Annotated in this window: 29 protein-coding genes and 2 pseudogenes; 14 read left to right on the top strand and 17 right to left on the bottom strand. The window is 53.2% G+C overall.

From position 1 onward, the window contains the following. Both G491_RS35705 and G491_RS0125705 read right to left on the bottom strand, forming a co-directional pair. The coding region (locus G491_RS35705) for a DUF6444 domain-containing protein (RefSeq protein WP_248635518.1) at positions 1 to 230 on the bottom strand (230 nt) is incomplete at its 3' end. Positions 231 to 1,233: 1,003 nt separating this feature from the next. After that, a complete protein-coding gene (locus G491_RS0125705) occupies positions 1,234 to 1,728 on the bottom strand; it encodes a MarR family winged helix-turn-helix transcriptional regulator (protein WP_028316576.1) in 495 nt (164 codons plus the stop codon). A gap of 195 nt (positions 1,729 to 1,923) precedes the next feature. On the opposite strand from G491_RS0125705, the gene G491_RS34680 reads away from it, so the two are divergent. Together G491_RS34680 and G491_RS34675 are read left to right on the top strand one after the other, a co-directional pair. After that, positions 1,924 to 2,142: a thioredoxin domain-containing protein gene (locus tag G491_RS34680; protein WP_051327527.1), complete on the top strand. Its 219-nt coding sequence runs from the start codon at positions 1,924 to 1,926 to the stop codon at positions 2,140 to 2,142. An 18-nt stretch (positions 2,143 to 2,160) separates the two neighbouring features. Then, positions 2,161 to 2,469, top strand: a pseudogene (locus G491_RS34675) (redoxin domain-containing protein); the annotation flags it as partial. A 193-nt stretch (positions 2,470 to 2,662) separates the two neighbouring features. Here G491_RS34675 and G491_RS0125695 read toward each other — a convergent pair. Further along, positions 2,663 to 3,292, bottom strand: a complete 630-nt coding sequence (locus G491_RS0125695; protein ID WP_028316575.1) for a GNAT family N-acetyltransferase — start codon at positions 3,290 to 3,292, stop codon at positions 2,663 to 2,665. 627 nt (positions 3,293 to 3,919) lie between these two features. Between G491_RS0125695 and G491_RS0125685 the strand changes: the two genes are divergently transcribed. From G491_RS0125685 to G491_RS35115, 6 genes are all read left to right on the top strand, one after another. Further along, the gene (locus tag G491_RS0125685) at positions 3,920 to 5,098 is read left to right on the top strand and encodes an ABC transporter substrate-binding protein (RefSeq protein ID WP_028316573.1); all 1,179 of its coding nucleotides are present in this window, start codon (positions 3,920 to 3,922) and stop codon (positions 5,096 to 5,098) included. Between the two features lie 111 nt (positions 5,099 to 5,209). Next, positions 5,210 to 6,133 (top strand): branched-chain amino acid ABC transporter permease, encoded by a 924-nt coding sequence (locus G491_RS0125680; protein WP_015948412.1) that lies wholly within the window; start codon positions 5,210 to 5,212, stop codon positions 6,131 to 6,133. A gap of 15 nt (positions 6,134 to 6,148) precedes the next feature. Beyond that, positions 6,149 to 7,453 carry a branched-chain amino acid ABC transporter permease gene (locus tag G491_RS0125675; protein ID WP_028316572.1) on the top strand — a complete coding sequence of 435 codons (1,305 nt, stop codon included), beginning with the start codon at positions 6,149 to 6,151 and terminating at the stop codon, positions 7,451 to 7,453. Positions 7,454 to 7,493: 40 nt separating this feature from the next. Then, positions 7,494 to 8,264, top strand: coding sequence for an ABC transporter ATP-binding protein (locus tag G491_RS0125670; protein WP_028316571.1), 771 nt, complete (start codon positions 7,494 to 7,496; stop codon positions 8,262 to 8,264). After that, the gene (locus G491_RS0125665; protein WP_015948415.1) at positions 8,264 to 8,977 is read left to right on the top strand and encodes an ABC transporter ATP-binding protein; all 714 of its coding nucleotides are present in this window, start codon (positions 8,264 to 8,266) and stop codon (positions 8,975 to 8,977) included. The genes G491_RS0125670 and G491_RS0125665 overlap by 1 nt, the downstream gene beginning before the upstream one ends. Before the next feature lie 206 nt (positions 8,978 to 9,183). Next, positions 9,184 to 9,348 (top strand): YqaE/Pmp3 family membrane protein, encoded by a 165-nt coding sequence (locus tag G491_RS35115; protein WP_015948416.1) that lies wholly within the window; start codon positions 9,184 to 9,186, stop codon positions 9,346 to 9,348. A 122-nt stretch (positions 9,349 to 9,470) separates the two neighbouring features. On the opposite strand, the gene G491_RS0125655 is transcribed toward G491_RS35115, so the two are convergent. Then, positions 9,471 to 10,025 (bottom strand): carboxymuconolactone decarboxylase family protein, encoded by a 555-nt coding sequence (locus G491_RS0125655; protein WP_028316570.1) that lies wholly within the window; start codon positions 10,023 to 10,025, stop codon positions 9,471 to 9,473. 88 nt (positions 10,026 to 10,113) lie between these two features. On the opposite strand from G491_RS0125655, the gene G491_RS0125650 reads away from it, so the two are divergent. Beyond that, a complete protein-coding gene (locus G491_RS0125650) occupies positions 10,114 to 10,461 on the top strand; it encodes a winged helix-turn-helix transcriptional regulator (RefSeq protein ID WP_028316569.1) in 348 nt (115 codons plus the stop codon). Between the two features lie 130 nt (positions 10,462 to 10,591). Here G491_RS0125650 and G491_RS0125645 read toward each other — a convergent pair whose 3' ends face one another. From G491_RS0125645 to G491_RS0125635, 3 genes are all read right to left on the bottom strand, one after another. Continuing rightward, complete coding sequence (locus tag G491_RS0125645; RefSeq protein ID WP_035220190.1) at positions 10,592 to 10,978, bottom strand: winged helix-turn-helix domain-containing protein; 387 nt, start codon at positions 10,976 to 10,978, stop codon at positions 10,592 to 10,594. Positions 10,979 to 11,126: 148 nt separating this feature from the next. Further along, the gene (locus G491_RS0125640; RefSeq protein WP_028316568.1) at positions 11,127 to 12,287 is read right to left on the bottom strand and encodes an SO_0444 family Cu/Zn efflux transporter; all 1,161 of its coding nucleotides are present in this window, start codon (positions 12,285 to 12,287) and stop codon (positions 11,127 to 11,129) included. A 12-nt stretch (positions 12,288 to 12,299) separates the two neighbouring features. Further along, positions 12,300 to 12,707, bottom strand: coding sequence for an ArsR/SmtB family transcription factor (locus tag G491_RS0125635; protein ID WP_282706008.1), 408 nt, complete (start codon positions 12,705 to 12,707; stop codon positions 12,300 to 12,302). 189 nt (positions 12,708 to 12,896) lie between these two features. Here G491_RS0125635 and G491_RS0125625 point away from each other — a divergent pair, with 189 nt between their 5' ends. From G491_RS0125625 to G491_RS0125605, 5 genes are all read left to right on the top strand, one after another. Beyond that, positions 12,897 to 13,655 (top strand): DUF3450 domain-containing protein, encoded by a 759-nt coding sequence (locus G491_RS0125625; RefSeq protein ID WP_028316566.1) that lies wholly within the window; start codon positions 12,897 to 12,899, stop codon positions 13,653 to 13,655. Next, positions 13,652 to 15,082 (top strand): MotA/TolQ/ExbB proton channel family protein, encoded by a 1,431-nt coding sequence (locus G491_RS0125620; RefSeq protein WP_035220187.1) that lies wholly within the window; start codon positions 13,652 to 13,654, stop codon positions 15,080 to 15,082. The genes G491_RS0125625 and G491_RS0125620 overlap by 4 nt, the downstream gene beginning before the upstream one ends. Further along, positions 15,079 to 15,687 (top strand): MotA/TolQ/ExbB proton channel family protein, encoded by a 609-nt coding sequence (locus tag G491_RS0125615; protein ID WP_028316564.1) that lies wholly within the window; start codon positions 15,079 to 15,081, stop codon positions 15,685 to 15,687. The genes G491_RS0125620 and G491_RS0125615 overlap by 4 nt, the downstream gene beginning before the upstream one ends. Positions 15,688 to 15,954: 267 nt before the next feature. Further along, positions 15,955 to 16,410, top strand: coding sequence for an Hsp20/alpha crystallin family protein (locus tag G491_RS32565; RefSeq protein ID WP_015948425.1), 456 nt, complete (start codon positions 15,955 to 15,957; stop codon positions 16,408 to 16,410). 34 nt (positions 16,411 to 16,444) lie between these two features. After that, positions 16,445 to 16,861, top strand: coding sequence for an Hsp20/alpha crystallin family protein (locus G491_RS0125605; protein WP_015948426.1), 417 nt, complete (start codon positions 16,445 to 16,447; stop codon positions 16,859 to 16,861). Positions 16,862 to 16,939: 78 nt separating this feature from the next. On the opposite strand, the gene G491_RS32560 is transcribed toward G491_RS0125605, so the two are convergent. From G491_RS32560 to G491_RS32535, 10 genes and pseudogenes are all read right to left on the bottom strand, one after another. Next, positions 16,940 to 17,785: a hypothetical protein gene (locus G491_RS32560; protein ID WP_157468583.1), complete on the bottom strand. Its 846-nt coding sequence runs from the start codon at positions 17,783 to 17,785 to the stop codon at positions 16,940 to 16,942. Between the two features lie 313 nt (positions 17,786 to 18,098). Continuing rightward, positions 18,099 to 18,938 (bottom strand): SAM-dependent methyltransferase, encoded by an 840-nt coding sequence (locus tag G491_RS0125595; protein WP_028316563.1) that lies wholly within the window; start codon positions 18,936 to 18,938, stop codon positions 18,099 to 18,101. A gap of 22 nt (positions 18,939 to 18,960) precedes the next feature. Next, positions 18,961 to 19,464 (bottom strand): hypothetical protein, encoded by a 504-nt coding sequence (locus G491_RS0125590; protein ID WP_157468581.1) that lies wholly within the window; start codon positions 19,462 to 19,464, stop codon positions 18,961 to 18,963. Between the two features lie 31 nt (positions 19,465 to 19,495). Next, entirely contained in the window at positions 19,496 to 20,452 is a 957-nt protein-coding gene (locus G491_RS34670) for a M24 family metallopeptidase (RefSeq protein WP_051327526.1), read from the bottom strand. A 26-nt stretch (positions 20,453 to 20,478) separates the two neighbouring features. Next, positions 20,479 to 20,661: an aminopeptidase P family N-terminal domain-containing protein gene (locus tag G491_RS32550; RefSeq protein WP_035220184.1), complete on the bottom strand. Its 183-nt coding sequence runs from the start codon at positions 20,659 to 20,661 to the stop codon at positions 20,479 to 20,481. Between the two features lie 219 nt (positions 20,662 to 20,880). Further along, the gene (locus G491_RS35700) at positions 20,881 to 21,798 is read right to left on the bottom strand and encodes a hypothetical protein (RefSeq protein ID WP_051327525.1); all 918 of its coding nucleotides are present in this window, start codon (positions 21,796 to 21,798) and stop codon (positions 20,881 to 20,883) included. 81 nt (positions 21,799 to 21,879) lie between these two features. Further along, positions 21,880 to 22,212: an early set domain-containing protein gene (locus G491_RS0125570; protein WP_015948432.1), complete on the bottom strand. Its 333-nt coding sequence runs from the start codon at positions 22,210 to 22,212 to the stop codon at positions 21,880 to 21,882. Then, a complete protein-coding gene (locus tag G491_RS34660) occupies positions 22,209 to 22,799 on the bottom strand; it encodes a glycogen-binding domain-containing protein (RefSeq protein ID WP_051327524.1) in 591 nt (196 codons plus the stop codon). The genes G491_RS0125570 and G491_RS34660 overlap by 4 nt, the downstream gene beginning before the upstream one ends. After that, positions 22,796 to 23,266, bottom strand: a complete 471-nt coding sequence (locus tag G491_RS0125560; protein WP_028316560.1) for an RNA polymerase sigma factor — start codon at positions 23,264 to 23,266, stop codon at positions 22,796 to 22,798. The genes G491_RS34660 and G491_RS0125560 overlap by 4 nt, the downstream gene beginning before the upstream one ends. A 121-nt stretch (positions 23,267 to 23,387) precedes the next feature. Further along, positions 23,388 to 23,700 (bottom strand): annotated as a pseudogene (locus tag G491_RS32535) (IS4 family transposase); the annotation flags it as partial.

Raw genomic sequence — 23,700 nt, 5'->3', positions numbered from 1 at the left:
GAGGGCGGTTTGCTGGAATTACCGGAGTTCTTGTTGAGCTGGGCTTCCAATTTTTCAATGCGTTTGTTTTGCTGTTGAATGATTTGGCCCTGTTCCTGAACAAGCTGGGTGAGTTGGTCCACGGATTGTTGAAGCTGTTGGACGGTGCGTTCCAGATAGAGCACATACTCACGCATAGGTTGGGGAGTGAGTTGCCAGTCCAGGTCGGATATGGGGCGCTTGGGTTTCATGAAACAACCCTAGCACATAACACAGAGGACGTCTAGTAGGAATAATTCCTAAGTAGGACTTTTTTTAGCCCCCTGAACGCTTACCTTTTTCTGCTGTACTCGCTTCTGGAAATGCGAAAAGGACAAAAGCCAATGCCATAGAAACTGTTAATATAAGTCTTTTCATGATTTTCCTATTCGTAGCTTCTAAGGCGTAAAGATATTTGCATTGATAGAATGAATTGTCTGTATGTTGCATTTTTTCCGGTTCCTTAAAAATAGCAAAATTGACCGAGTAACGTCAAAATAATTGCAAGCGCCCCAACCCTATCCAAACCCTTCACCCCATGGGGAGATAGGGGGCGGAAGGGAGTGTTCATCAAAAAAATCAAAAACTTTAACCTCTGGAAACTCAGCCACTTTTCATGGCGGAATGAAAAACGTATTAAGGGACCGTCCGTGAGTTAAGACGATATTTTACATTTATAGCAAGATGTTATGCGGGACATCCATTGCCAAGCAAATAGTGTCTGTTCCAAAATACCCTTGAGGCTTCGGAACAAATCTGGCAGACATCGGCGATCTCCCTCAGGGAGTTTTTAGGAAATTTTGAGGGATGCCCTGATTAACCCACTATATGCATCCTACTGAAATCATGTCTTGCTGATGGGGCGCCTGCCGCGCTTTTATGGAGGTTTATACGCCAGCCCTGTCCAGAACGCTATCCCGGCTCCGCATAATCCGACCTGCATGTCGCTGTGCAATCCTGGCGGCGCACTATACTGTCAGGCTGTCCAAATATATAGGGCAAAGACTCTTGTTTCCCGATAGGGACGCTCGGGAATGACGGATTAGGAGGCAGTTGTTATTTGGGCGCAGCAAGCAAGCAGCGCCCCTGCGTAGTCCACGGACGCTCGGACATATCAGGAAGAAGGGCGCCAGTAAAAGCAGGCAGCCGATTCCCCCCTTTTCGGCGGCCTTTTTTAGAGGCGTTTTCTTTGCGGAGAATTCTATCGGCCCGGCCTTAAGCCTTTTCGCTCTTAAATGATTGCATGATGTCCCGACAGTCCTTTCCATTGGCTTCAAAATTGCGGAGACGCTCCAACAAGGTTTCGAGCAGCGATTTCAATCCCACAAACTCCTCGCCTGACAACCCACTAGGACAAAGCAGGGCTTCCGGGATGGCGTAGGCCCTTTCTTTCATGGCCTTTCCCTTGTCTGTAAGGAGCACCTTGACAATGCGCTCATCATCTGAAGATCTTTTACGCACAATTAATCCCGAGGCCTCCAAACGCTTTAGCAAGGGGGTGAGCGTTCCTGAATCCAGATACAACCGGCGCCCCAGGGATTTGATGGACGGCCCATCTTCCTCCCATAGCACCAGCATAACCAGGTATTGGGGGTAGGTGATATCCAGCTCCGCCAGGAGCGGCCGATAGGTCCGGGTCACCCCCCTGGAGCAGGCGTACAACAAAAAACACAACTGATTATCCAGCTTCAACAATTCGTCATTACTCATATTAAAAGCTCCCAGGCTAAATGCGGCTGGGATCAGTGTGTCACAATCCACCTGGAAAAACAACTGGCGCGCAGAATTGTATTGCGCACAATTAAATTGCGTGTTAAATAAATGCCGCTTTGACGACAGGGGGTTCCTAAGGCCCAAAACGTCAGGCAAGCAACCTAACCCGTTTTTCAAGAAGGGGGAGAAGACGTGCCCAAAATTTCGTTATTGATTTTAATTCTATTGCTCGCGGTTTTAGGGGGCTGCTCCGCGCATAAACATGCCAAGGGTTCCCAGGCCGTGGGAGACATTGCCGGGGATTTTACCCTGCCCGACCAAAACCGCGCCGCCGTCACTTTGAGCCAGGTTCTGGAAACGCACAACGGAGCGGTAATAGCCTTTTACCCCAAAGACGACTCCAAAAACTGAACGCCGGAATTTGTTGAGTTTCAACAAAACATCGGCCAGTTTGAATCCCGGGGAGTGAAAGTTCTTGGCATCAGCAAGGATTCGGTCGCCTCTCACCAAAAATTCATAAAAAAACACGACCTGAAAAATCTGACCTTGCTTTCGGACGCGGAAGCCAAGGTCATCAAAGCATACGCCGCCAAACATAGCGTCTTGCCGGTGGCCAGCCGGGTGTATATTGTGGTGGACAAGGGCCGGAAAATAGTTTTCAGGAAAAATTCAGGGCTCGGGTTAATGGAGAATCAAACCGAAACGCTGCTGAAAGCCATTGACGAATTTATTCCATGAGTTCGGCCTTAGCTTTCAAGACATAAAAAAAGGCTTCAAGGTATAATAAGAAATTTGGAGCCAATGTGGACGCACAAAGGCTAACCCTCCCCATTGACCGGGGTGGGTTAGCCTTTGTTATTTCATAACTCCTATATTCTTGGGGACGCCATATTCCTGGGGGACTTTTTTGTTGCACCGGCTGCGTATTCCTCTAAAAATCCATGGCCATGCGCAAGCCTTTGGGAACGCCGTTTTGACTGGGCGCGGGCGCCAGGGTTTCAGCCAAGCAGGTTAGTCCCATGGCCTTGTAAAAGCCCACGGCGGGATTATCCGCAAAAACGTCCAGATGCAGGCCGCGATAGCCTGCGGCCTTGGCCTTATCCATGGCATTGGAAAGCAGGCCGGCGCCGATCTTTTTTCCCCTGCTCTGCGCGTCAACGGCGAGAGTCAGAACATAATACACATTTTTTGGAATGTTGGGATTGAGGTAGCCGCATTGATAGCCCCGCGTTCCCATCTCGCCAAGAACGTCCCGCGGCAGAGCCCCCGACTCAATCAGTTCAGGATAAACCGAAGCCATGGCCTTTTTCCGCAAAAGAAATCCGGGACCCTCAAATCCCGCCTCCATGCCCAGCAGTTGGCTCCCATCCATGGCAAGCGTAATCCTGTCGTATCCAAACAATGTTCCGGGCGAAGCCAAAGAGGCGCCTACAATCCTGTCAAAATACTCCCGGCTGACAAACTGGTACCCGAAGGCCGCCTGGCCAGTGCTGTGGATCAGATCAATGATCTGTTCCGCATAGGATGCAACGTGCTTTTCCGTAGCCTGAACGAATTCCATGAGGCGTCCTCCATTTTTCCACGGATGTTCCTAAGTGAGGGAGGCTGGCGCCTCCGAAGCTGCAGTATATGCAAAAGTTGAGCGTCCGCAGGATTATCTTCATTGCGCAACCTTTCAACTGCTCTTTGACGGAAAATACCACATCCGAGCTAAATATAGGAGGCCTTATGGCTTTTGACGTCCCCTTGTCGGCGAGGCGCCATAATGAAGTCTGACGTCCTTTTCGGTTCCGGAGGATTTCTGGGGGGGGGATGGAACACAAAACCCGGCTTAAAGGAGGCTGGGGAAAGGCGGGTGGAAGGCCTTGCCGCCGGCGAATACCCTGGCCGGATTTTTCCGCAAGAGTCGGGCCTGAAAACTTTTGTTTGCCGGACGCGGATGAAAATAAGGCTCCGATTGTTGAAAAAGTCACGCGGGCTGTACATCGGCTGCACTGTCAGGCAGGGTTGGTTTTCTCTCAGGGCCGCGGGAATATGCTAAGATTTGGCTGGGATAGGGCTTTACAGTAATTTTTTTCAGGTGAAAAAATATGGGTTTTATGGTAGGGCATTGTTGCGACTGGATCGAATGCGCGCCAGTATTGTATTTTTCCCAAATACTAACTTTTTTAGCCTTTATGGGGGCCCTATGAAAAGATCTTTATCACTTATTATCGGCTGTCTGGTCATTGCTCTTGCTCTGTCGCCCAATGCATGGGCCTGGGGAAAAGCCAAAGTCATCAAAATCGGCATTAACGCGCCCATAACCGGGGACATCCCCAAGGTGGGAGAAGGAACCAAGTACGCAGCACAGATGTGGCTGGAAGATGTGGAAGCCGCCGGCGGCCTGGAAATCGACGGCAAAAAATACAAAGTGGAGCTGGTAATCGAGGATAATGAGGCCAAGGCCGAGTCCGCGGTTAAAGCCAACACCAAGATGATCACCCAGGACGAAGTGATAGCCATTGTCGGCCCCCAGTCCTCCAAGCAGGCCGTCCCGGCCGGCGGCGTGGCCAATGACTGGGCCACCCCCATGATCACCCCCTGGTCCACCAACCCGGACTCCACCAAAGATCGTCCTTACGTCTTCCGCGGCTGCTTTCTTGATCCTTTCCAGGGTCCTGTCGTCGCCAACTTCATCACCGAGGAATTCGGGGCCACCAAAGCCGCCGTGCTGTATGACGTCGCCAGCGACTACCCCAAAGGTCTGGCCGAGTTCTTTAAAATCGCATGGGAGAAAATCCACGGCCCCGGCTCCGTGGTTGCTTTTGAGAGCTTCACCACCAAGGACGCCGACTTCTCTTCCCAGTTGACCAAGATCATTCAGTCCGGCGCCGAAGTCATCTTCACCCCGCAGTATTATAATGAAGTGGCTCTGATTGTGCAGCAGGCTCATGAACTGGGTTGGCAAAAGCCCATCGTAGGAAGCGACTCCTGGGGCTCCGCCGAGACCGTAAACCTGTGCGGACCTGACTGCTACGGCCTGTTCTTCAGCTCCCATTACGCAGCCGCCGGCGCCACGGGCAGCACCAAGGCTTTCATCGACAGATACGAAAAGAAATACGGCTACGTGCCCGACGACGTCGCCGCCCTGACCTGGGACTCTCTGGGAATCGTGCAAAAAGCCATTGAATCCATGGGCAAATTGACCGGCAACATCGAGAAGGACCGCACCGCGGTTCGCAACGCCTTGGCTAAAGTCAAGGATTTTGAAGGCATCACGGGTAAAATGACCTTTACGGAAGACGGCGATCCCATCAAATGCGCCGTCATCGTTAAGATTAACGACAAAGGGGAATTCGAGTTCTATAAGTCCGTTTGTCCGTAATAAAATCATTACCGGCTGATGCCAAGCCGGAACCTTGCCAACCGACAGTATGCGGGCTTGGAGGTTTAAGCCTCCGGGTCCGCATTCTTACGCAAGCCAGGAAGCAATCTTATGACCGTCTTTTTTCAAAGCCTGGTAAACGCCTTGCAATGGGGAAGTTTTTACGCGCTGATCGCCTTGGGCTACTCCATGGTGTACGGCGTGTTAATGCTTTTTAATTTCGCCCACGGGGACGTGTTCATGGTGGGAGCGTATATCAGCTTCATTGTCGCCACTACCCTGACCGCCCTTGCCGCCGCCGGAACCATCGCCATTCCCGGCTGGGTCGTCCTGTTGTTGACCATTGTATGCGCCATGATGCTGAACGCCATTGTGGGGGTGATCATCGAACGCGTGGGCTATCGTCCTTTAAGGGAAGCTCCCCGCGCTTCGGCCGCCATCACCGGCCTCATGATAGGCATTATTCTGGAAACCGGCGTGCTGGCCATCATGGGCGCCCAGCGGGCCAAATTTCCCTCTCTGATCCAATCCGTCACCTATGACGTGGGCGGCGTCTTTATTACGAACAAAAAAATCATGATCGTATTGGTTTCCATTGTCCTGATGATAGCCCTGGATCAGTTCGTGAAAAAGACAAAGTGGGGCATGGCCATGCGGGCCATGGCCTTTGACTACACTGTGGTTCCGCTGATGGGGGTTCCCGCCAATGTGATCGCGGCGCTGACCTTCGCCATCGGCTCGGGGCTGGCCGCTTCCGCCGGGTGCCTGTTCGGGGTCGCCTATCCGGTTTTGGACCCGTATATGGGCATTGTGTTCGGCTGGAAAGCCTTTGTGGCGGCGATTCTGGGAGGGCGCGGCTCCATCCTGGGCGCTACCCTGGCGGGCTTTTTATTAGGGTTCATCGAAATCTTCGTAGCCCTCATATTCCCGTCCACCATGCGCGATTTTATCGCCTACTCCATTATTTTGCTCATTCTCACCTTCAGGCCTCACGGCTTTTTCGGCGAACCCCACAGTGCAAGGCTTAGATTATAGGACAGGGTGTTATCGATGACTAACCAGCAACCAGAAATTCAAAGCAACGGCCCATCCAAAGGCGTAAAAGGCTTTTTCAAGGCTTTCAGGAGCTACTTTTCCTGCGTCCCTATGTTGGGTTGGCTTGCAGGAATATTAGCGGCGGTCCTGTTTGAACGGTTTTTGGGGGACCTGATAGCGGAGGCTCTTGGACTCCCCAAAGTCCCCGTCCTGTTTGGGTGCATGATCATGCTGAAGGATCTGCATCTTATGCCCAGCGCCCTGGCTTTTCTTATAGGCGTGTATTTCATTCCGATCCTTCTTGTTGGAAGGGCCTTGGCCTCGGTGTTCAACGCGCTTGCAGGAATGATCTACAAAATTTCGCCCATGTTTTCCGTGGTCCTGCACCTTGCCCTCTTGTACCTGGTCCTCCATCTGTGGGCGGACATCAGCGCCTACCGGGTGATGACGCTCAAGTTCACGCTGGTGGCTATAATGCTGACGCTAAGCCTGAACGTGATCAACGGATACATGGGGGAGTTTTCCTGCTCCCATCCCGGATTCATGGCTCTTGGAGCCTATGCAGCCTCGGTTTTCACCCTGGTCCTGTTCACCAACGACCGTTTTTTCGGGGAAGCGGTTCTTTCTCCCAGCCTGGGCGTCTACTTTTTTCCCGTGGCCATTATTATTGGAGGATTCACGGCCGCCCTGGGGGCTTTGGTCATAGCCATTCCGTCTTTTAGAACCAGGGGCGACTACCTGGCCATCATTTCTCTGGCCTTCATGTTTATTGTTAAAAGCCTGATCGAAAACCTGGAAGTAGTCGGCGGCCCCCGCGGCTTGGGAAGCCAGCCCAACTACGCCAGCCTTCCCATGGTGTTCGGCTGGACGGTCCTGTGCATCTGGGTCATCAACAATTTCGTCCGGTCCACCCTGGGCAAGGCGTTGAACGCAGTCCGGGACGATGAGTCCGCTGCGGACGCCATGACGGTCAATACCAGGCGCACCAAAATGGTGGGATTTTTGTTCGGGGCTTTTTGGGCCGGAGCGGCAGGCGGGCTCTTCGCCCATATTCTGCGCTACGTGAACCCCGCGTCTTTTGGGCTGCAAAGGCTGGCCGAAATTCTGGCCATGGTTTACTTCGGCGGCCTCAATTCCGTGCATGGGTCCATTGTCGGCGCGGTGAGCATCAGCCTTCTGGGAGAGGCCTTGCGCCCCTTGGAGCTGTTCAAGTGGATCATTATTCCTCTGCTGCTCATCCTTGTCATGATTTTCAGGCCCACGGGGCTGATTGCGTTCAAGGAATTCGACGTCAAACAACTGGTCAGGCCGAAAAATTAAGCCCTGATATTGAAAAAGCCAAGCAACAGGCGAGGATATTATGCCTTTATTGGAAATTAAAGACCTGAGCATTCGATTCGGAGGGCTTCAGGCGGTAAAAAATTACAATCTCACTATGAATCCGGGGGACATCCGGGGCTTGATCGGTCCCAACGGCGCGGGCAAGACCACCGTGTTCAACATGATGACCGGCATACTGACTCCCACGGAAGGCCAGGTTTTGCTGAACAACTGGAGCATAGAAGGCTTTCAGCCCTACCAGATAGCAGCCAGAGGCATCGGGCGCACCTTCCAGAACCTTTGCCTGTGGCGCCACATGACCGTTTTGGAGCACGTTAAAATGGCGTGTTACTCCAAGATCACTTACGGCCTGTTTGGGGCCTTTTTCGGCGGCGCACGCAGGAAAAGGGAAGAAACCCAGATGACCAACAAGGCCATGGATTTGCTGGCCCTGGTGGGATTGGATCAATTTGCGGACCAGCTTGTGGGCAACCTGCCATACGGCGCCCAACGCAGGATGGAAATCGCCCGGGCCCTTGCCACAGACCCCAAAATCCTGCTGCTGGACGAGCCCACCGCAGGCATGAACCCCGAAGAACTGGACCAGATTATGGAAATCATCCGGCTTGTCCACGGGGAATATAAAATGGCCATCCTGTTGATCGAGCACCGATTGAAGTTCGTCATGGAATTGTGCGAAAGAATCCAGGCTTTGGTTTTCGGCGAAGTGATTGCGGAAGGCGAGCCCGAGGAAATAAGAAATCATCCCCAGGTGATCGAGGCCTATCTGGGCAAGGAGATTGAATACTGATGCTCTTGAAAGTGGAAAACCTGAGTGTTTCTTACGGAAGGATACCGGCGCTGACTGGTTTGGACTTTCATATTGACGAAGGGGAAATCGTCAGCATCATCGGAGCCAACGGCGCAGGGAAAAGCACCACGCTGAGGGCTATCTCCAGGATGGTGAAAGTTGAGCCCGGTTCCAAAATGACCTTCATGGATAAAGACCTGCTAAAATATCCTCCGGACAAGGTGGTCAGCCAGCTTGGCATCACCCATGTGCCGGAAGGCCGCGGCATTTTCGGCAACCTGACGGTCAAGGAAAACCTGCACCTTTCCGCTTTCGCCCGCAAGGACACGGCGGAAATAAAAAAGGACATCTCCCGGGTCTTCGACATCTTTCCCCGTCTGAAAGAGCGCTATACGCAGAAATCCGGCACTCTCAGCGGCGGCGAGCAGCAAATGCTGGCCATCGGCAGGGCGTTCATCAGCGGCCGGAAAATCATGCTCCTGGACGAGCCTTCCATGGGCCTGGCCCCCTTGCTTATGCAAAACGTGTTCAAGGCTTTGAAAGAGATCAACAAGGAAGGCGCGGCCATCCTTTTGGTGGAGCAAAACGCCCGCCTGGCCCTTCAGTTCGCCAGCAGGGCCTATGTGCTTGAAACCGGCTCTCTGGTCATGGAAGGGGATTCCAAGAAGCTCCTGGAAGACCCGGAAGTGAAAAAAGCCTACCTGGGAGGTTAAGACCAAGGTGAGGGGGAGATTCCTGCTTCCAAAATCCAGTTAATCGCTTAACCCGCCGCATAAATTCCACAAATCAAAGCCGCCGGAGCCTCTCTTCCGGCGGTTTTTTTATGGACGCTATAAGGCGACTTTTTGTACACTGCTTACACCGACACCTTAGCTTGAACTTATGAGAACGCTAATGCAGTACAAGGAGGCTTTTGCCCATGAAAGACAACAAAATCATCATGCTTATTCTTTGCCTGCTTCTTCCCCCGGTAGCTGTTTTTTTGAAAAGCGGCGTGGGAACGCCGTTGATCATAAACATCATCCTGTGCATCTTCTTTTACGTGCCGGGCATTGTCCACGCCCTGTGGGTTAGTTTCAAGTAAGTTGGCCGCAGGGGCAACGCTTTCAGGCATTGGCCCGAAAGGCCCGCTCTTTTGGCGTAAAAATACCTTAACAAAGCAAAAAGGCCGGACGCCTATTCTGGGACGCCCGGCCTTTTTTTTGTCTACGCCTTGTCCGGGAATCGGGCGGCGAACTCCTCCAACTCCACTTTCGCCCCATTCGTGACAAAGGAAACCGTGTGGTAAAAGCCGGTCAGGACGATCAACTCCACCAACTGATCCGGGTTCCAGGCTTCGGCGAGCCCATTCCATAGATCGTCGGAAATTTGGGCGGAATCGTGCAACTCATCCACCATCCGAATTAACAGACGGTCCTTCTCTTCCCAACACGGACTTTGGCCGTCGCCGCGCACCGTAGCGGTGATCTGTTCCGATGAAATACCGAATCGTTCGGCGAAATAGGCCGTGTGCACGCCCCATTCATATTCCGAACCGCACCGGGCGCAGGTGCGCAGGATGACGATTTCCCGATCGCGGCGATCGATAGAGCCCCTGTCCAACAGGTTCCCCTTGCGGAATTTTTTCAGCACTCGCGGATTTTGGGCGATTGTTTTGAAGAGCTTCAAAGGCTCTATGCCCGGAGGCATCATCTTTTCCAGCTCTTCCTTTGTTTCCTGTTCATAAGGCGGATTTACCATGGCTATGCGTTGTTGGGTCATTTTTCTTGCCTCCTTTGAGTTGGAATGCTACAAATTAAATAGCACTATATTGCTACATTTTTAATAGCGCAAGGGAAAAGTGAAAACTATGGCAAAATCCCCTCCTAAACCAGGGAAAAAAGTGCGCAGCTCCGAGTCGGGCCGTCCGATCATGGCCTTGCTGGACCTGCTGGGACGCCGTTGGGCGTTGAGAATCATATGGGAGTTGAGGGACGGCCCTTTGCGGTTTCGAGGCTTGCAGGAGGCCAGCGGGGGCTTATCGCCCACGCTTTTAAACCAGCGATTGAGGGAGCTTAGGGAGGCGGACGCCGTGGAGTTGACCGACGAAGGCTATCGCCTGACCAAGGACGGAGAGGAGTTGTTCGTCGTACTGGCGCCGTTGAATGACTGGGCGGAAAAGTGGGCGTTAAGAACATCGAATAATGAGGTAACTTGACGGAGTGTTGGATGAACCCGCAGGCATGCTTTTTAGTTGGGTAACGTATTTGGATTCGCAGGTTCATCCGACAGCATTTGAGCTGCCCCCCTAAGTAAACTTATTAACTGATTGATAAAGCAAGAAGTTTTTAATTGTTTTCCCGGGTGTGCTCATCAAGGTTTTCTTCAAAAGACTTGGCGAAAGTTTTGTCCGTCTCCTTTTCCACTTTGCGCTGCATGCTTTTGAAATCCTCCAGCAGCTTTTCCGCAAATGGCGTCAAAAAGGAGCCTCCCCCGGAACGGCCGCCTTGCTTCTTTTCCAGAACCGGTACGCCCAGACGTTCTTCCGTGGCGCGAATCCTGGCCCAGATCGCCCGGTAGCCCATGCCCAATTCCTGCGCAGCCGCTCTTAACGAGCCTGTTTTTTGGATGGCTTCCAAAATGCGCAGCCTGCCAAGGCCGAACACGACATTGCCTTCGTCATCCTGAACCCAGATTTTTGAGCGCACTTGAAACTTTTTATCACCCACAAGCATCCTCCTGGAGTTTTGGAAATCCATACACCAGGGGAATGCAAAAGGCAAATCGCATCTGAATTATGAATGAACGCCATGGCCGGTGAAGGCCATGGCGAAAAAGGCGTGTTTGGAATGGGCCGCATTGTTGCACCCTTTTTCGTCCGGGTTAGTGCGGATCCTTGGGCATGTGATCCATAATCGGGTTCATGGCGTGATCCGAACAGCAGCCATGGCAGGAGCACGAACCTTCGCCGGAATCTTTGCTGAATTTTGCTTTGATGGCGGCGGATAGAGGCTTGACGGAAAAAAGCACAAGCGCTCCTGCACTGACCCAACCGATCCACGGGGGAAAGGCTTCCGCAGCCTTGCCCAGCAACGCGGTCCCGCTGAGCCCCAAGGCGGCGTATATGGCGTCCACCGCCAGGCCGAAGACCACGGCGCTGAGGGCGATAACGCTCAGGTAAATGGCGGCCGCCCGTTTTCCCAGCACTCCGAAAAGCACGGTGAGGGAGGTGATGTTGGTGGCGGGGCCGGCCAGCAAAAAGACCAGAGCCGCTCCTGGGCTGACGCCTTGCAAGATCAACGCAGCCGCTATGGGGGTGGAAGCCGTGGCGCAAATGTATATGGGGATGCCGGCGGCCAGCATAATCAGCATGGAGCCGATTCCTCCGCCCAGGTATTTCCCCAGGATGTCCGGCGGCAGCAGGGCCACCACCAGCCCGGCGATGATCAGGCCTACAAAAAACCAGCCGACCATATCGCCCCAAACCTCGCCAAAGGCGAATTTTACGCCCGTCCGCAATTTTTCAAGGAGAGTGTGGTGCTTGCGGTGCTCTTCGGGAGAGCAGTCTTCTCCGGAGCAGCAGCCGTCCACCGGGCAGCTAAGATCAGGCTTAGCCGGCTGTTCCACCCTGCTCGAGCCGAACAGGTTTTCGGCGATTCCGGCCGCCGAGGCCGCTGCAAAGGCTGCAACCGGCCGGGCGACGGCCATAATGGGGTCCAGCAGCGCCCAGGATACGGCAATGGAGTCCACCCCGGACTCGGGCGTGGAAATCAAAAAGGCCGTGGTCGCTCCGTTATTGGCGCCCTGCTTTTTAAGCGTTACTGCAGCCGGCAGCACGCTGCACGAGCATAACGGGATGGGAATTCCCCAAAAAGCCGCTTTGAAGACCGAACTGAACCGGCCGTGACCCAGATGCCGCGAAACCAGGTTAGGATTCAAGAAAACCCTGAGCAGGCCGCTGACAACCAGCCCGAAAATGATGTATGGAGCGGAAGCGAACAGCAAGCCCACGCTTTGTCGAAAAACCTCTATTAAGTAATCCATTAGCTTCTCCTGCTATTCCCGGACATGCTCAAGGCCCAGCGCAACAAGGCTGGACACATGGTCGTCATCCAGGCTGTAATACAAAATCTTGCCGTCCCTCCGGTTTTTCACCAATGCCAGGCTCCTTAGCCTGCGCAATTGATGCGACACCGCGGACTCGCTGATTTCCAGATAAGCGGCAAGATCGCAAACGCACATTTCCCCCTGGCTTAAAGCCATAACAATCCGCAGCCGGGAGGGGTCCCCCAAAGCCTTATACATATCGGCCAGTTGAAGCAGCTCTTTTTCCGGAACCGCGCGGTTTCTGGCTTCTTCCACCCGATCCTGATGAATGCAGCGCACCCAGCAGACGTCTTCATTCGCCTTATCTTGACTGGCGTTTGGGGTTTCTATCTCGTTTGGGGCTTTGTTTTCCATCATGAGCATTTCCGGGCCTGGGTTATTTAATCCTATGAACATATGAGCAACTATTCAAATATACTTGGCCGCCAAGCCGATGTCAAGGCGATTTTTTTGCCTAACCTGGCCCCTTTTCTTCGCGAACCTTTGTTTTTTCACGAAAAAACGTATATGTATAAAGATGCAAAAGATTTCTAAGGGAGGCTGTAATTGAAAAAGGTTTTGTTCATAATCATCTGCTTGTTGGCTTGGCCAAGCGCGGGCACGGCTGAAAAGTTTCCCGACTCGGCCTTGAAGCCTGTTGAGGAGTCCGTGTCCATCCGCCGGGAAACCCAAATCCGTCAGGACGATTGGGACGCCGAACAGCAACAGTTGGCGGACGATTTGATTCGACTCAAAGAACAGGCCCAATTCCTGGACGCCCGGCAAAAGGAATTGCAGGATCGCCTGGGCGCCTTGACTCAGGACGTTGCAGAACTGGAAATTGAAAAGCAGGAAATCGCCCAAATGGCCTCCCGCCTGGAGCCCAGCCTGAAAAATGCCTTCTCAGAACTCCAACAGTTGCAGGAGCAAAGCCTGCCTTTTGATAAAGAGAACAGGCAAACCCGCATGGCCGCTTTGGAGGAAGCCCTGGACGATCCTGGGATCGGCGTGGAGGAGAAGTTCCGCCGGGTTTTTCACATGCTGCTTACGGAAGCTCAGTACGGCGGCGCCCTTGAGGTGGAAAGGCGCCTTATAAATGTGGACGGCAAGGAAATCATGGCCGATGTCCTGCGCCTGGGGCGCTTGTCTTTGTTCTATCAGACCTTGGATCAAAGCTCCTCCGGCTATTTCGACCCGGTGGACATGGCATGGACGGCCTATCCGCAAACCTTTGACTCCGGCGTGGCCCACGCAGTGGACATTGCAAGCAAAAGGCGTCCGGCCGATATTGTGATGCTTCCCCTGGGAAAGGTGGCCGCCCAATGAAAATAATAAAAAGCGCCGCAGTAATCTTGATTTTGGTTTTGCTTTGCATTCCCGCCTTTGGCCAGGACATGAGAGCGCGCTCCGTGGAGGCCCAACGGCAAAAGGCCATGCTGGAGCAACGCGCCCTGGAGGAAAAACAGGCCGCCCAAAAAGAGGCCCGGGAAGCCCTGGCCAAGATCGTCAACGACAGGCAGGCCGCCAAAGCGGCAATCGCCGAACTGAATCAAAAAAACAGCGAAACCGAAGAAAATATTGCGGATTTGCAAAAGCGGATTTCGGAATTGGAAGCCCAAAAAGCAGCCCTGAAGCAGGAGCTTTCCAACATGGACGCCCAAACCCGCACCTTGGTCGGCCACGTGCGGAGCAACGCCCGGGATGCTTTGGCGTTGGTAAAGCAAAGCCAGCAAAGCGCTTTGATTCCCGGCCGGGCTGACGCTCTCAAGGAACTGGCCGGGCAGTCCCGGTTTCCCAGCATCGAGCAGATCGACGCCATGGCGGAAATCCTGCTGGATGAAATCGCCCGATCAGGCGAGGTGCGGATAGAAAAAGCCTCCATTGTGGATCGATTGGGCAGAGAAGCGGTGGCTGACGTATTGACCCTGGGGGAATTCACCGCCGCCTATTCCATGGGGGACGAAACCGGCTTCCTTTTGTATTCGGACGCAAGCCAGCGTTTTTTCGCCTTATCCAAACTGCCTTCCTCCAAATACCGGAAAGCCTTAAGAGCCTATATGAACGGGGAAAGCCCGGTTGCGCCCATGGACCTGACCAAAGGCGCCGCCTTAAGGCAATTGACCCAGGAAAAAGGGCTCGCCGAACGCCTGCCTCAGGGCGGCCCCATTATTTGGGTCATTTTGGCGTTGGGAGGCTTTGCCATGCTTCTGGTTCTGGAGCGGGTGGTTTTTCTTTTACGCATCAGGGTTAACGCTTCAAAACTCATGGCGCAAATTCAGCCTTTGGCCCAAAACGGGGACTGGAAGGAGTGCCTGGATTTGTTGAAGGCCCAAAAAAGCAAGCCCCTGGCCCGGGTCCTGGCCTGGGGGATCAAACACAGGCATTTGGAGCGGATGGATATGGAAAATGCACTCCAGGAGGCCATATTGGGAGAAATCCCAGCGCTGGAGCGGTTTCTTTCCATCATCGCCATGATGGCGGCCGTAGCGCCTTTGTTGGGCCTGTTGGGCACGGTGACAGGCATGATCAACACCTTCCATGTGATTACCTACTATGGCGCCGGTGATCCCAAAATGATGTCCGGAGGCATTTCCGAGGCTCTGCTCACCACCATGCTGGGCCTGGCCGCGGCCATTCCCATAATGTTGGCGCACACCCTGCTTTCCCGCAGGATTGAAGGAAGCATCGCTCAAATGGAGGAAAAAGCCGTTTCCCTGGCTAACACCATTTACGCCGTCCGAGAAAAAGAATGACCTGGCTGTGGAGCAATATATCCCGCATTTTTGAGCACCTGGACCAGGGCGGGCTGGTTATGGGGCCTTTGCTGCTGATTTCCGTGCTCATGTGGGTGCTCATAATCAAAAGAGGGCTGTACCTGCGCCGTATGCGGGTCCGCAACATGCCCCGGGAAATGGCGGCCCAACTCATCCAGGAGAATCAGCAGCCTGATTTTATGGAATTCCGCGGCGCAACGGCCCTGGTAGTTTCCGAGTTTCTCAAAAGACGGGAGGCCAACCCCGGCGTGGATAGAAGCACCATGGACGAAACCGTCATGGCCGTGGCCTCCTCTTTTGACAAGCAGTTGTCCGTCATCACGGTCCTGGCTTCCATCGCCCCGCTACTGGGGCTGCTGGGCACCGTCCTCGGCATGATATCCACCTTTGACGTCATCTCCCTTCACGGGACGGGAAACGCCCGGGCCATGGCCGGCGGCATTTCCGAGGCGCTTATTTCCACCCAAACCGGCTTGCTGGTCGCCATCCCAGGGCTGACCATGAAAAATTTTTTAGCCTCCCGCGCCCAGACGCTAAAGCATCGCGTCTCCTCTTTGGGGATTTTTCTTGGGCGCAGGCTCTAATCAACTGATATTACGTTCTATTCTTTTGCTGTCTTTTCATGGGAAAAAATTTTCATCCTCCTTCTTGACAACTTAAAAAATGGAAATATTTTTTAAGTGCAATCAGGATTATTGATGAATTAAAACAGTGTGTTATCCATTATTTGACGCGGAGAGGAGAAGTGTTTCCCAAGCATGACCGGACAAAAGCATTCAAAAATATTGTCCAATAAAGAAGCAACGGGCCGCACAAGGGTTTTTGGCGCGCGCCCGGAAAGGAGGAACGCCATGACTGGTTTTTGGTTGGATTTTCCCTGGGAAGGCCAAGGAGGAGTTGCAGGAGAATTGGGCCGCATGCGCAGGACCCTGGACTTTTTAGCCAACGGCCCGAGCCTGGCCAATGAGGCCGCTGGCGCCGCCGGCGTATTTCCCCTGACCAACGTCACTGAGGACGCCGACAATTTCTATGTTTACGCTGAGCTGCCCGGGATGGACCCGTCGGAGATCAATATCTCCATCACAGGCAAGACCCTGTCGCTTTCCGGTGAAAGAAAGATAGCCCCTGAAGAAGGCGCCAGCTACCATCGCAAAGAGCGCAAAGGCGGCAAGTTTAATCGAACGATCACCTTGAAGACCAACGTCGACGCGGCCAAGGTGGAGGCCAACTTCGTCCATGGAGTGCTCACCGTCGTGCTTCCCAAGGCCGAAGAGGCCAAACCCCGGCAAATCGCCGTAAAGGGTTAGGACTGTTCATGACATCGCAACAAGGAGGCTCCCCATGTCGAATACTGAAAACAAGGACAAAAATCTAGTGGCAAAGGAAAAAACCGAGGTGAGCGGGCCCGCCGAGCAAACCCGTCCGGGCCGCATGTACGTTCCCGAAGTGGATATTTTTGAAAAAGACGCGGACATCGTCTTGTTGGCGGACATGCCCGGAGTGGCGGCGGACGATCTGGAAATCGATCTGCGGGACAACGTGCTCACCATTACCGGAGACGTGCAGCCCCAGGAAAAGGAAGGGCAGGTTTATATGGCCCGCGAGTACGGGACCGGAAGGTATTACCGGCGTTTCACCCTTTCCAACGACATTGACCAGAGCAAGATCCAGGCGTCCTTAAAAAACGGCGTGATGCGTCTGGTATTGCCGAAGGTGGAGAAAGCCAAGCCCAGAAAGATTGAAGTGCACGCTGCGTAAAAGCCATTCAACAAAAAAAAAGAGGCGTGAGACAAAATTTGTCCCTACGCCTCTTTTTTTGTTTATCGGTTGGGCCGGCTATTTAGCGACGGCGTATGAACCGTTGACCCATTTGAGCAGATAGACGTCCGGCTTCTGGCCGCTTGCAGGTCCGGAGACGGCGGCTTGGATCCGGTTAAGCTCGAAATGATCCTTCCAGGTGAATTGATTTTTCAGAACGCGATGGAAGAAAGAAGCAACCACGCCTTTAAAAGCGTCCTCATGGACCCTGGAAAGGTCGATGACCAGCAATTCCTGCTGGTCCGGGTCGTTGCCGGACATGCCGGTCAACTGGCCCCTTGCTGCTATGATGTAAGGTCCGCCGGATTGATTCAGGTTGCACTGATCCAGGAACCCTTTCGCCCTTTGGTAGTCGTAATTCTGGACGTAAAAGCCGTGGGACATGTCAAAGATTTTGTACGCATTTTCGCTAAAGGCCTGCCTTTTCAAGTTCCAGTACAAAACATTGACCTCATCCGGGCCTCTGCGTTCCTGTTTTTCAAACTGGGGAATGCTTTTGAAAGCCTGGTGCATCTTCACGTAACGGTTGTAGATGCCGCTGTTTTGTGAAGGATACATGTGGGGCAGCAAAGTGTACGCGCACAGTCCAAAATCCTCGTAAGCGGTTTCATCCGGGTTGGGAATCAGGTAAGAACGGCGATCCGTCCGAAGTCCGGGAATTTCCGGCACAACAACCGGCTTGGGTTTGGGCGTGTACTTGGCCGTCGGTTCCGGCAAAGGAACGGGAACGGGTGCGGGTGCGGGTTTGGGCTCCTCCACGGGAGCGGGAACCGGCGGGCAGAGCGCTAACACTCTTTCCACGGTCACTTCATCATTGGGATTGGCGTATTCTCCGTTCGCCCATGTGACTTCCGATTTTTTCACGCATCCCCCAGTAACGGAAAGCAGCACCACAAGAGCTGCGAGCAGTAAGACTGGGACAAGGCGACTGTTCAGGGTTTTGTGCATGGTGACCACCTCCGTCGATATAGTAAGAATTCCTAAAGCGCTATCCAGGATAAGCCGCGGGAATGACCTTCGCTTTTCCCGGCGTAATTTAACTAGTCTGATCCAAAAAAACGGGTTGGCAAGAGACTTAACACAATGCTCCATTGTTGTAATATTTGCCAGTGGTGTCAAGAAAAAATACCCTTTGCCCCTCAGGGAAGGGGTGTGAATTTTTTAACACCGGGACATATCAATGTTTTTTCAGGACCATCGCCATTTCCGTCCCTTTTTCTTCAAAAACCTCGCCCGCGGTATTGGAATAAGACTCCAAAACTTCAAAACCGCCGGCCTCCGCTTCTTGCGCAAAGCTGTTCCTGTCAAAGCATTGCAGCCAGTTGCAGATTTCCCGTGTGCGGTTTTCCTCCACAATGACATGCTTGTTCAAAAGCAGATTGATGTCCGTGTACTTCCAGGTGTTGTTGAAAACATAATAAGGGCCGGCCGCCCAAAAACCGTCCTGGGCCGAATATTCGTAAGTCTTCTCCTCTTTCGACTGCTCGAAAAAGGCCAGTGTAAGCACATCCATAAAAACGCGGCCGTCGTCTTTGAGATGCATTTGGAAAATATCCAGGAGCGTTTTTCTCTGCTCCGGGCTTAAAGGGCAAAAGTCCAGGTAGATCATGGTGATCAGATCGTATTTTTCATCTGATTGAAAATCCAGGTAGTTGCCCAGGCGATATTCAATATCAAAGCCGTTTTCCTCCGCCTTTCTTTTGGCGTAAGCCAGGGAATTGCGAGAGAAATCCAGCCCGGTTACTTTGGCGCCGGTTTGGGCGAATCGGGAAGTGTACAAGCCCGGGCCGCAGCCGAAGTCGCAAACGCTCTTGCCCTCTCCCAGGCCAAAACGGGCGGCGATCCATTGAGCGGACCGGTCAATGAACTCCATCTTCCGGGACGCCAGGTCCGAGTCCGGATTCAAATGATATTTCAGCATTTGTGTGGAAACGTAGTCATCATCCCACAAATCCTGCGCCGTATAAAATTCATAGGGTAAGGGCCTTTGATTTATTTTTTCCAGTTGATCGAACAAAGATGCGCTCCTGATTTTACACTCAGCCTTTTGTTTTGCCTGTTGTCCTGATTATGGCCAGAAGGCTGGAAAGCATGATGATTACCGAAGAAATGAAAAAACAGACCGAGACTTGCGGCTGAACCGTCTCATCCGGCAATGCAAAAATGCAGATCAGTCCGATCATTATGCCCCAAAATGCAAATATTATTGGGTAGATCAGGACGATCCATTTCAATGCCTTGTCCGAAGCGCTCTCTTTCAAGACAAAACCCACCGGGGGCGGTCCGCCGTCCTCCCCGGGCGTCAGGGAGTATTTTCGCAAATTGACCCTGCCGAAAACATAGACCAGTACGCTGAGAACAAGGGCGCAGGCAAAATAAATCCCTGCTGCGGGCCAGGGCTGCACAGTTTTGTCGGGCAGTGCAAATATGCAAATTAAAGCCGTAATAAAGCCAATAGCCGAAAACGCAATAACCGCTAAAGCCAGAAGCAGGCCGGGCAGCCATGTCATGACGCCTTTCTCCTGCGGAATATGTGGGCTCATTTCCCCTCCATGGGTTTTTCCGGATAAAAAATTAGACGGGCAAAATCAGATCCTCCAGCCCGACAGGTCCGTTCGTCAAAGACTGGCAGCCATTGTCCGTCACCAAAACCGTGTCCGAATGCCGAAATCCCCCCAAGCCCTGGATGTAAATGCCTGGTTCGATGCTGATAACCATATTTTTTTCCAGGACGGCGTCGCTTCCCAGGGCGATCCAAGGAGGCTCGTGCCCTGTTATTCCAAATCCATGGCCGGTCCTGTGCAGGATGCAATCGCCGTATCCGGCGTCCTGCAGCACCTTCAAGACCGCCCGGTCCACGTCTTCCGCTCTGACGCCCGGTTTGACCAGGTCATACGCCAGCGCCCGCGCCTCTTCCATGACTTTGAAAGGCGTCTTGGCTTCCTCGGGAACGCTTCCGATAAAAAAGGTGCGCTCCAGCTCCGCGGAATAACCGTCCGCCTGGGCCGCGATTATTGTGACCTGGGGGCCGCCTTCCTCCAGGAGGTCAAACAGCCCCGGAACCGAATGCGGCTGAGCGGACAGATTCTTGGGCCACACCGCGCCGAGAAATTTGGAAACCAGCAGGTTCAGGCCGGGAACCTCCATGACCACCTTGCCCATCATGTGCCGGCCCGCCTCGCTGAAGAAGGTCAGCTCCATGGCTTCCGGCTTGCTAAGCTCAAAGATTTTCTTAAGCCCTTCGTCGCAAACCTGCGCAGCATAGGCTATGCGCCCCACCTCGTAATCGGACTTCACGACCCGCGCTTCATCCACAAGGTCGATGACCGTCACATCTCCGGGAGCTACGTTTTTTAAGGCCAGAGAAAGGGACGACTCTACTCCCACCTTGGCGCTGGACGGAATCACCTCTTTCAAGGCGTCCTCAAACCCCTTGCCGGGGGGAGCGGGATATTCGTAATAGGTTTTATAAACCACGTCCGGAATCACCCTGTCCTGGGCGTGGCTTAGCTCCAGACCCGGCAAAATCATCACCTGCGATCCGTCTGCGGCGATGATCAAAAAAAAGGCCGTTCAAACGGAATGTACGAAAAATTAGTCAGGTAGTAGACATTGTCCGTATGCGCCGTCAGGTAATAATCCAGGCCGGCCTTTTCCATGCCCTCGCGAACCTTGGAAAGGCGCAGCAAAAGCTCCTCCTGCGTCGGAGGCGCGGTCACCGGAGCTGTCATGTCAGCCATAACCCATACTCCTTATGTGTTAGGTTTGTATTTTGGCGTATAGCCTTCCCGACAATATACCAAATTTTGCGCTAAAAACATAAGTGAAAGTCAGGTTGAACAATTTGAAGCCCCGGAATCCACCCTGAGAAGCCAGAAAAATCGCCGCGCCCAACAAAAAAAGGCCAGGCCCCAATTTAGGGACCGAGCCTTTTTTCATATTCGAAATGATAAGGGTGATTACTTCCCTCCGCGTCCGCCTCCGGAGCCGCCGCCACTACCGCCGCCCGAGCCGCCGCCACTACCGCCGCCCGAACCTCCGCCACTACCGCCGCCGTTGCCGCCTCCCGAACCTCCGCCGTTGCCGGCGCCGCCGCTGGAGTCGCTCCCGCCGTAACCGCCGCGGCTTTGCCCGCCAAGTCCGCTGCCCAGTTGGGCGGGGGCTACGCCTTCGGTAATGCCTTTGGCGTATTGCTGGCCAAGTTCCTCAGGTTGATAGGTTCTGGCTTTCGTCATGAAGGACGTCCTCAGGCCTTTCATGTCGTCGGAGTCGTATCCTTTAGACAAAGCCTTGGACACCACATCCGCCGTGGTTTTGGAGGTGACTCCCACACGGGAGAGGTCCCTGGCGGTTTCAAAACTTTGATCGCAAAGCTCGGGATCTTGAACCCTGTCTCTTTGCTTCAACTGCTGGGCTACCCGGTCGCAATCCTCTTCATTCAGCCCGGCCGCCATGGCTTCATCTATGGTTTGGGCGACCTGATGGGTCCTGTCTCTCTGCTGAACAAGGTCTCCCGCCTGCTTGGAGGCGTAGGCCTGCCTGGACGCAACTCCCTCCATGGCCGATAATACGGACTCAGCCGAAGCCTTTTTCGCCATGCCCTCCATGCCTTTCGCCATGACAGCTTCTCCGGAAAGCCCCTGTTGCTGGGCTTGAGCCACCATGTTCTGGGCTTTGACCATTTGCCTTTCCGAGAAGCGGTTTTGGGTCATTCTGGCGGTAAAATCCTCGGCGTCGTCTTGCGGAATGCCCGCTTGCACCATGGCTCTCATGTTGTTACTGACCGCCGTGGAGTATTGGGCGTCCTCATTTGCGGCCAGCGCCGGGAATGCGAAGACCGATAAAAATACCAGCACTAAGGCTATTTTCTTTTTCATTGGATTATCTCCATGCGTTGCTTGGCTTTGTTCTTTGGGGCGCGCCGCTCTCATTCATTAAACGCACAAATGAAGAGAAGGTTACTGCGCAGGGTCGAAAATGCATGTTTTTCCGCCAAAGCCGTCTGGACGCGACAACAGGCACGGCGGGGTAAAAGGCTCGCCGTCCACCAGATAGAAATAGTCAAAGGGCTTGTTGGCGGGAACATTCACTGACCATACGCCCTTTTTTCCTCGCGTCGCCCGGATGGCCTGGTAATTGGTGCTTGAAGAGAGCACCTCCACGGTTTGCGCTTTCGGGGCCTTTAAATAGAGGGTTACAGTCCCTTTTTCCAGAAGAGTGTAGTGCATTTTTCCGGCGCATCCGAAAAATAACAGTATGAGCAATACGCACGCCGGCAGGAGTTTTTTCATATTTGCCTCGCCACGTTAAGAATGGAATTCATGCCGCCGAATCCGTCGCGTTCTCTGGCCAGGATGGTTGGATCGGCAATGGGTTTGTTTTTGTCCGTCAAATAGCTGAATCGATATTCTCCGGGAGGCAACACCAAAACAGCCTCCCAGTATCCGTTATGCCCGGCCCTTTCCATGGGCACGCTCGTCCAGTCGTTAAAACTGCCCGCGATGGAGACCTCCTTCGCCTCCGGCATGTACAGCACAAATCGGTGGGGAGTTCCTTCCGGGGGAGCTTCCTGCCGGTACAGCACGGTTGTGAGCACGGCCAATATCAGGCATGCGGCGGCCGCCAGGGCGCCTGCATATTTAAAAATTCTTATAGATTCTGAGGATTTGCATATGGCGGCCGCCGGAAAGGCGTCCTCCTCCAAGCCAGGGGCAAGGCCGGCATGGGCGTCATCCAATAGAATTTCCTGCCGCACCAGCGCCATTGCTTCTTTGGAGTATTCCGGCTGCGCATTCAAGACTTCCAGAAAGCGCAGCTTGTCTTTCAACGCCAGTTCGTCGTCTAAAAACTGGCTGATCAGTAATTCATCCAGGTTCATGTCATGTCCTCCAAGAACCGCCGAAGGCTCTTTCTTGCGCGATGCACGCGCACCTTAACGTTGGCTTCCGAAACGCCTGTCACTTGGGCGATCTCCCTGTACGTCAGCGCTTTGGACGTCGCCAGGGCCAGCGCTTCCTTTTCGCTGTCAGGCAGGCGTTGCATAGCTTTTAATACGCGTTCGACCTTTTCCTTTATTAAAAAAGCGGTTTCCGGGTCTGCGTTTGACTCCAATTCCGGGGCTTCCCTGTCGTCCCACCGGGCTTGCCTGCGATGATTATCGTACACCAGGTTGCGGGCGATGGTAAAAACCAGAGGGCCGGGGCGCTCGGTCCCGGCGTATCTTTCCAGGCATCGGGTAAAGCTCTCCTGGACAAGGTCCATTGAAAGATCCTTGCTCCCTGTCATACGCAACAAATACGCGAAAACCTTGCTCCGGTATTCTTTGTAAAAAGAGTCGAATTCCATACCGTTGTATAAACGCTTCAGGGAACGAAAGGTTACAAAATGTGAATTAAAATGTTGCAAATTCCTTAAAGCACACGGGCGTTCAAAAAAAAATATGCACGATTTGTATTGATCATCCTAACTAAAGTTTCGCAGATGCTATAGACATCTGGTCAATTATTGTTTTTTCAATAATGTCAAGGATGTAATTCATGACTTCAGGCTCAATTCCGTAACAAAGAACCTGCCTTGATCCCAAAAGCAATTCCTTGACCTTTTCCCATAAAGACTGGGCGACAACCAATACATTCTGATCATCGGACAATTCCCTGAAAAGCGGCCCCACGGGGCCGGTCATTTGCCGTTTGCCCAAAATGTACACGAGCAGAAGATAACGGATCATGACCAGAGAATGACAAGCGATCAATGCATCAAAATTGTTGCTCTGCTCCTTT

Origin of the sequence: Desulfatibacillum aliphaticivorans DSM 15576, from assembly GCF_000429905.1 — a bacterium.
Taxonomy (GTDB): Bacteria; Desulfobacterota; Desulfobacteria; order Desulfobacterales; family Desulfatibacillaceae; genus Desulfatibacillum; species Desulfatibacillum aliphaticivorans.
This window is presented reverse-complemented; position numbering and strand designations above follow the sequence as displayed.

Coding starts and splice junctions, on each gene's coding strand:
- G491_RS0125680 (WP_015948412.1), top strand. CDS start 5,210: ATGACCGTCTTTTTTCAAAGCCTGGTAAACGCCTTGCAATGGGGAAGT.
- G491_RS0125650 (WP_028316569.1), top strand. CDS start 10,114: ATGGCAAAATCCCCTCCTAAACCAGGGAAAAAAGTGCGCAGCTCCGAG.
- G491_RS0125695 (WP_028316575.1), bottom strand. CDS start 3,292: ATGGAATTCGTTCAGGCTACGGAAAAGCACGTTGCATCCTATGCGGAA.
- G491_RS0125620 (WP_035220187.1), top strand. CDS start 13,652: ATGAAAATAATAAAAAGCGCCGCAGTAATCTTGATTTTGGTTTTGCTT.
- G491_RS0125665 (WP_015948415.1), top strand. CDS start 8,264: ATGCTCTTGAAAGTGGAAAACCTGAGTGTTTCTTACGGAAGGATACCG.
- G491_RS0125590 (WP_157468581.1), bottom strand. CDS start 19,464: ATGAGCCCACATATTCCGCAGGAGAAAGGCGTCATGACATGGCTGCCC.
- G491_RS0125615 (WP_028316564.1), top strand. CDS start 15,079: ATGACCTGGCTGTGGAGCAATATATCCCGCATTTTTGAGCACCTGGAC.
- G491_RS32565 (WP_015948425.1), top strand. CDS start 15,955: ATGACTGGTTTTTGGTTGGATTTTCCCTGGGAAGGCCAAGGAGGAGTT.
- G491_RS0125655 (WP_028316570.1), bottom strand. CDS start 10,025: ATGACCCAACAACGCATAGCCATGGTAAATCCGCCTTATGAACAGGAA.
- G491_RS32550 (WP_035220184.1), bottom strand. CDS start 20,661: ATGGCTGACATGACAGCTCCGGTGACCGCGCCTCCGACGCAGGAGGAG.
- G491_RS0125635 (WP_282706008.1), bottom strand. CDS start 12,707: ATGATGGAAAACAAAGCCCCAAACGAGATAGAAACCCCAAACGCCAGT.
- G491_RS0125605 (WP_015948426.1), top strand. CDS start 16,445: ATGTCGAATACTGAAAACAAGGACAAAAATCTAGTGGCAAAGGAAAAA.
- G491_RS35115 (WP_015948416.1), top strand. CDS start 9,184: ATGAAAGACAACAAAATCATCATGCTTATTCTTTGCCTGCTTCTTCCC.
- G491_RS0125675 (WP_028316572.1), top strand. CDS start 6,149: ATGACTAACCAGCAACCAGAAATTCAAAGCAACGGCCCATCCAAAGGC.
- G491_RS0125645 (WP_035220190.1), bottom strand. CDS start 10,978: ATGCTTGTGGGTGATAAAAAGTTTCAAGTGCGCTCAAAAATCTGGGTT.
- G491_RS0125570 (WP_015948432.1), bottom strand. CDS start 22,212: ATGAAAAAACTCCTGCCGGCGTGCGTATTGCTCATACTGTTATTTTTC.
- G491_RS35700 (WP_051327525.1), bottom strand. CDS start 21,798: ATGAAAAAGAAAATAGCCTTAGTGCTGGTATTTTTATCGGTCTTCGCA.
- G491_RS0125705 (WP_028316576.1), bottom strand. CDS start 1,728: ATGAGTAATGACGAATTGTTGAAGCTGGATAATCAGTTGTGTTTTTTG.
- G491_RS0125685 (WP_028316573.1), top strand. CDS start 3,920: ATGAAAAGATCTTTATCACTTATTATCGGCTGTCTGGTCATTGCTCTT.
- G491_RS0125670 (WP_028316571.1), top strand. CDS start 7,494: ATGCCTTTATTGGAAATTAAAGACCTGAGCATTCGATTCGGAGGGCTT.
- G491_RS0125560 (WP_028316560.1), bottom strand. CDS start 23,266: ATGGAATTCGACTCTTTTTACAAAGAATACCGGAGCAAGGTTTTCGCG.
- G491_RS0125640 (WP_028316568.1), bottom strand. CDS start 12,287: ATGGATTACTTAATAGAGGTTTTTCGACAAAGCGTGGGCTTGCTGTTC.
- G491_RS34660 (WP_051327524.1), bottom strand. CDS start 22,799: ATGAACCTGGATGAATTACTGATCAGCCAGTTTTTAGACGACGAACTG.
- G491_RS34670 (WP_051327526.1), bottom strand. CDS start 20,452: ATGATTTTGCCGGGTCTGGAGCTAAGCCACGCCCAGGACAGGGTGATT.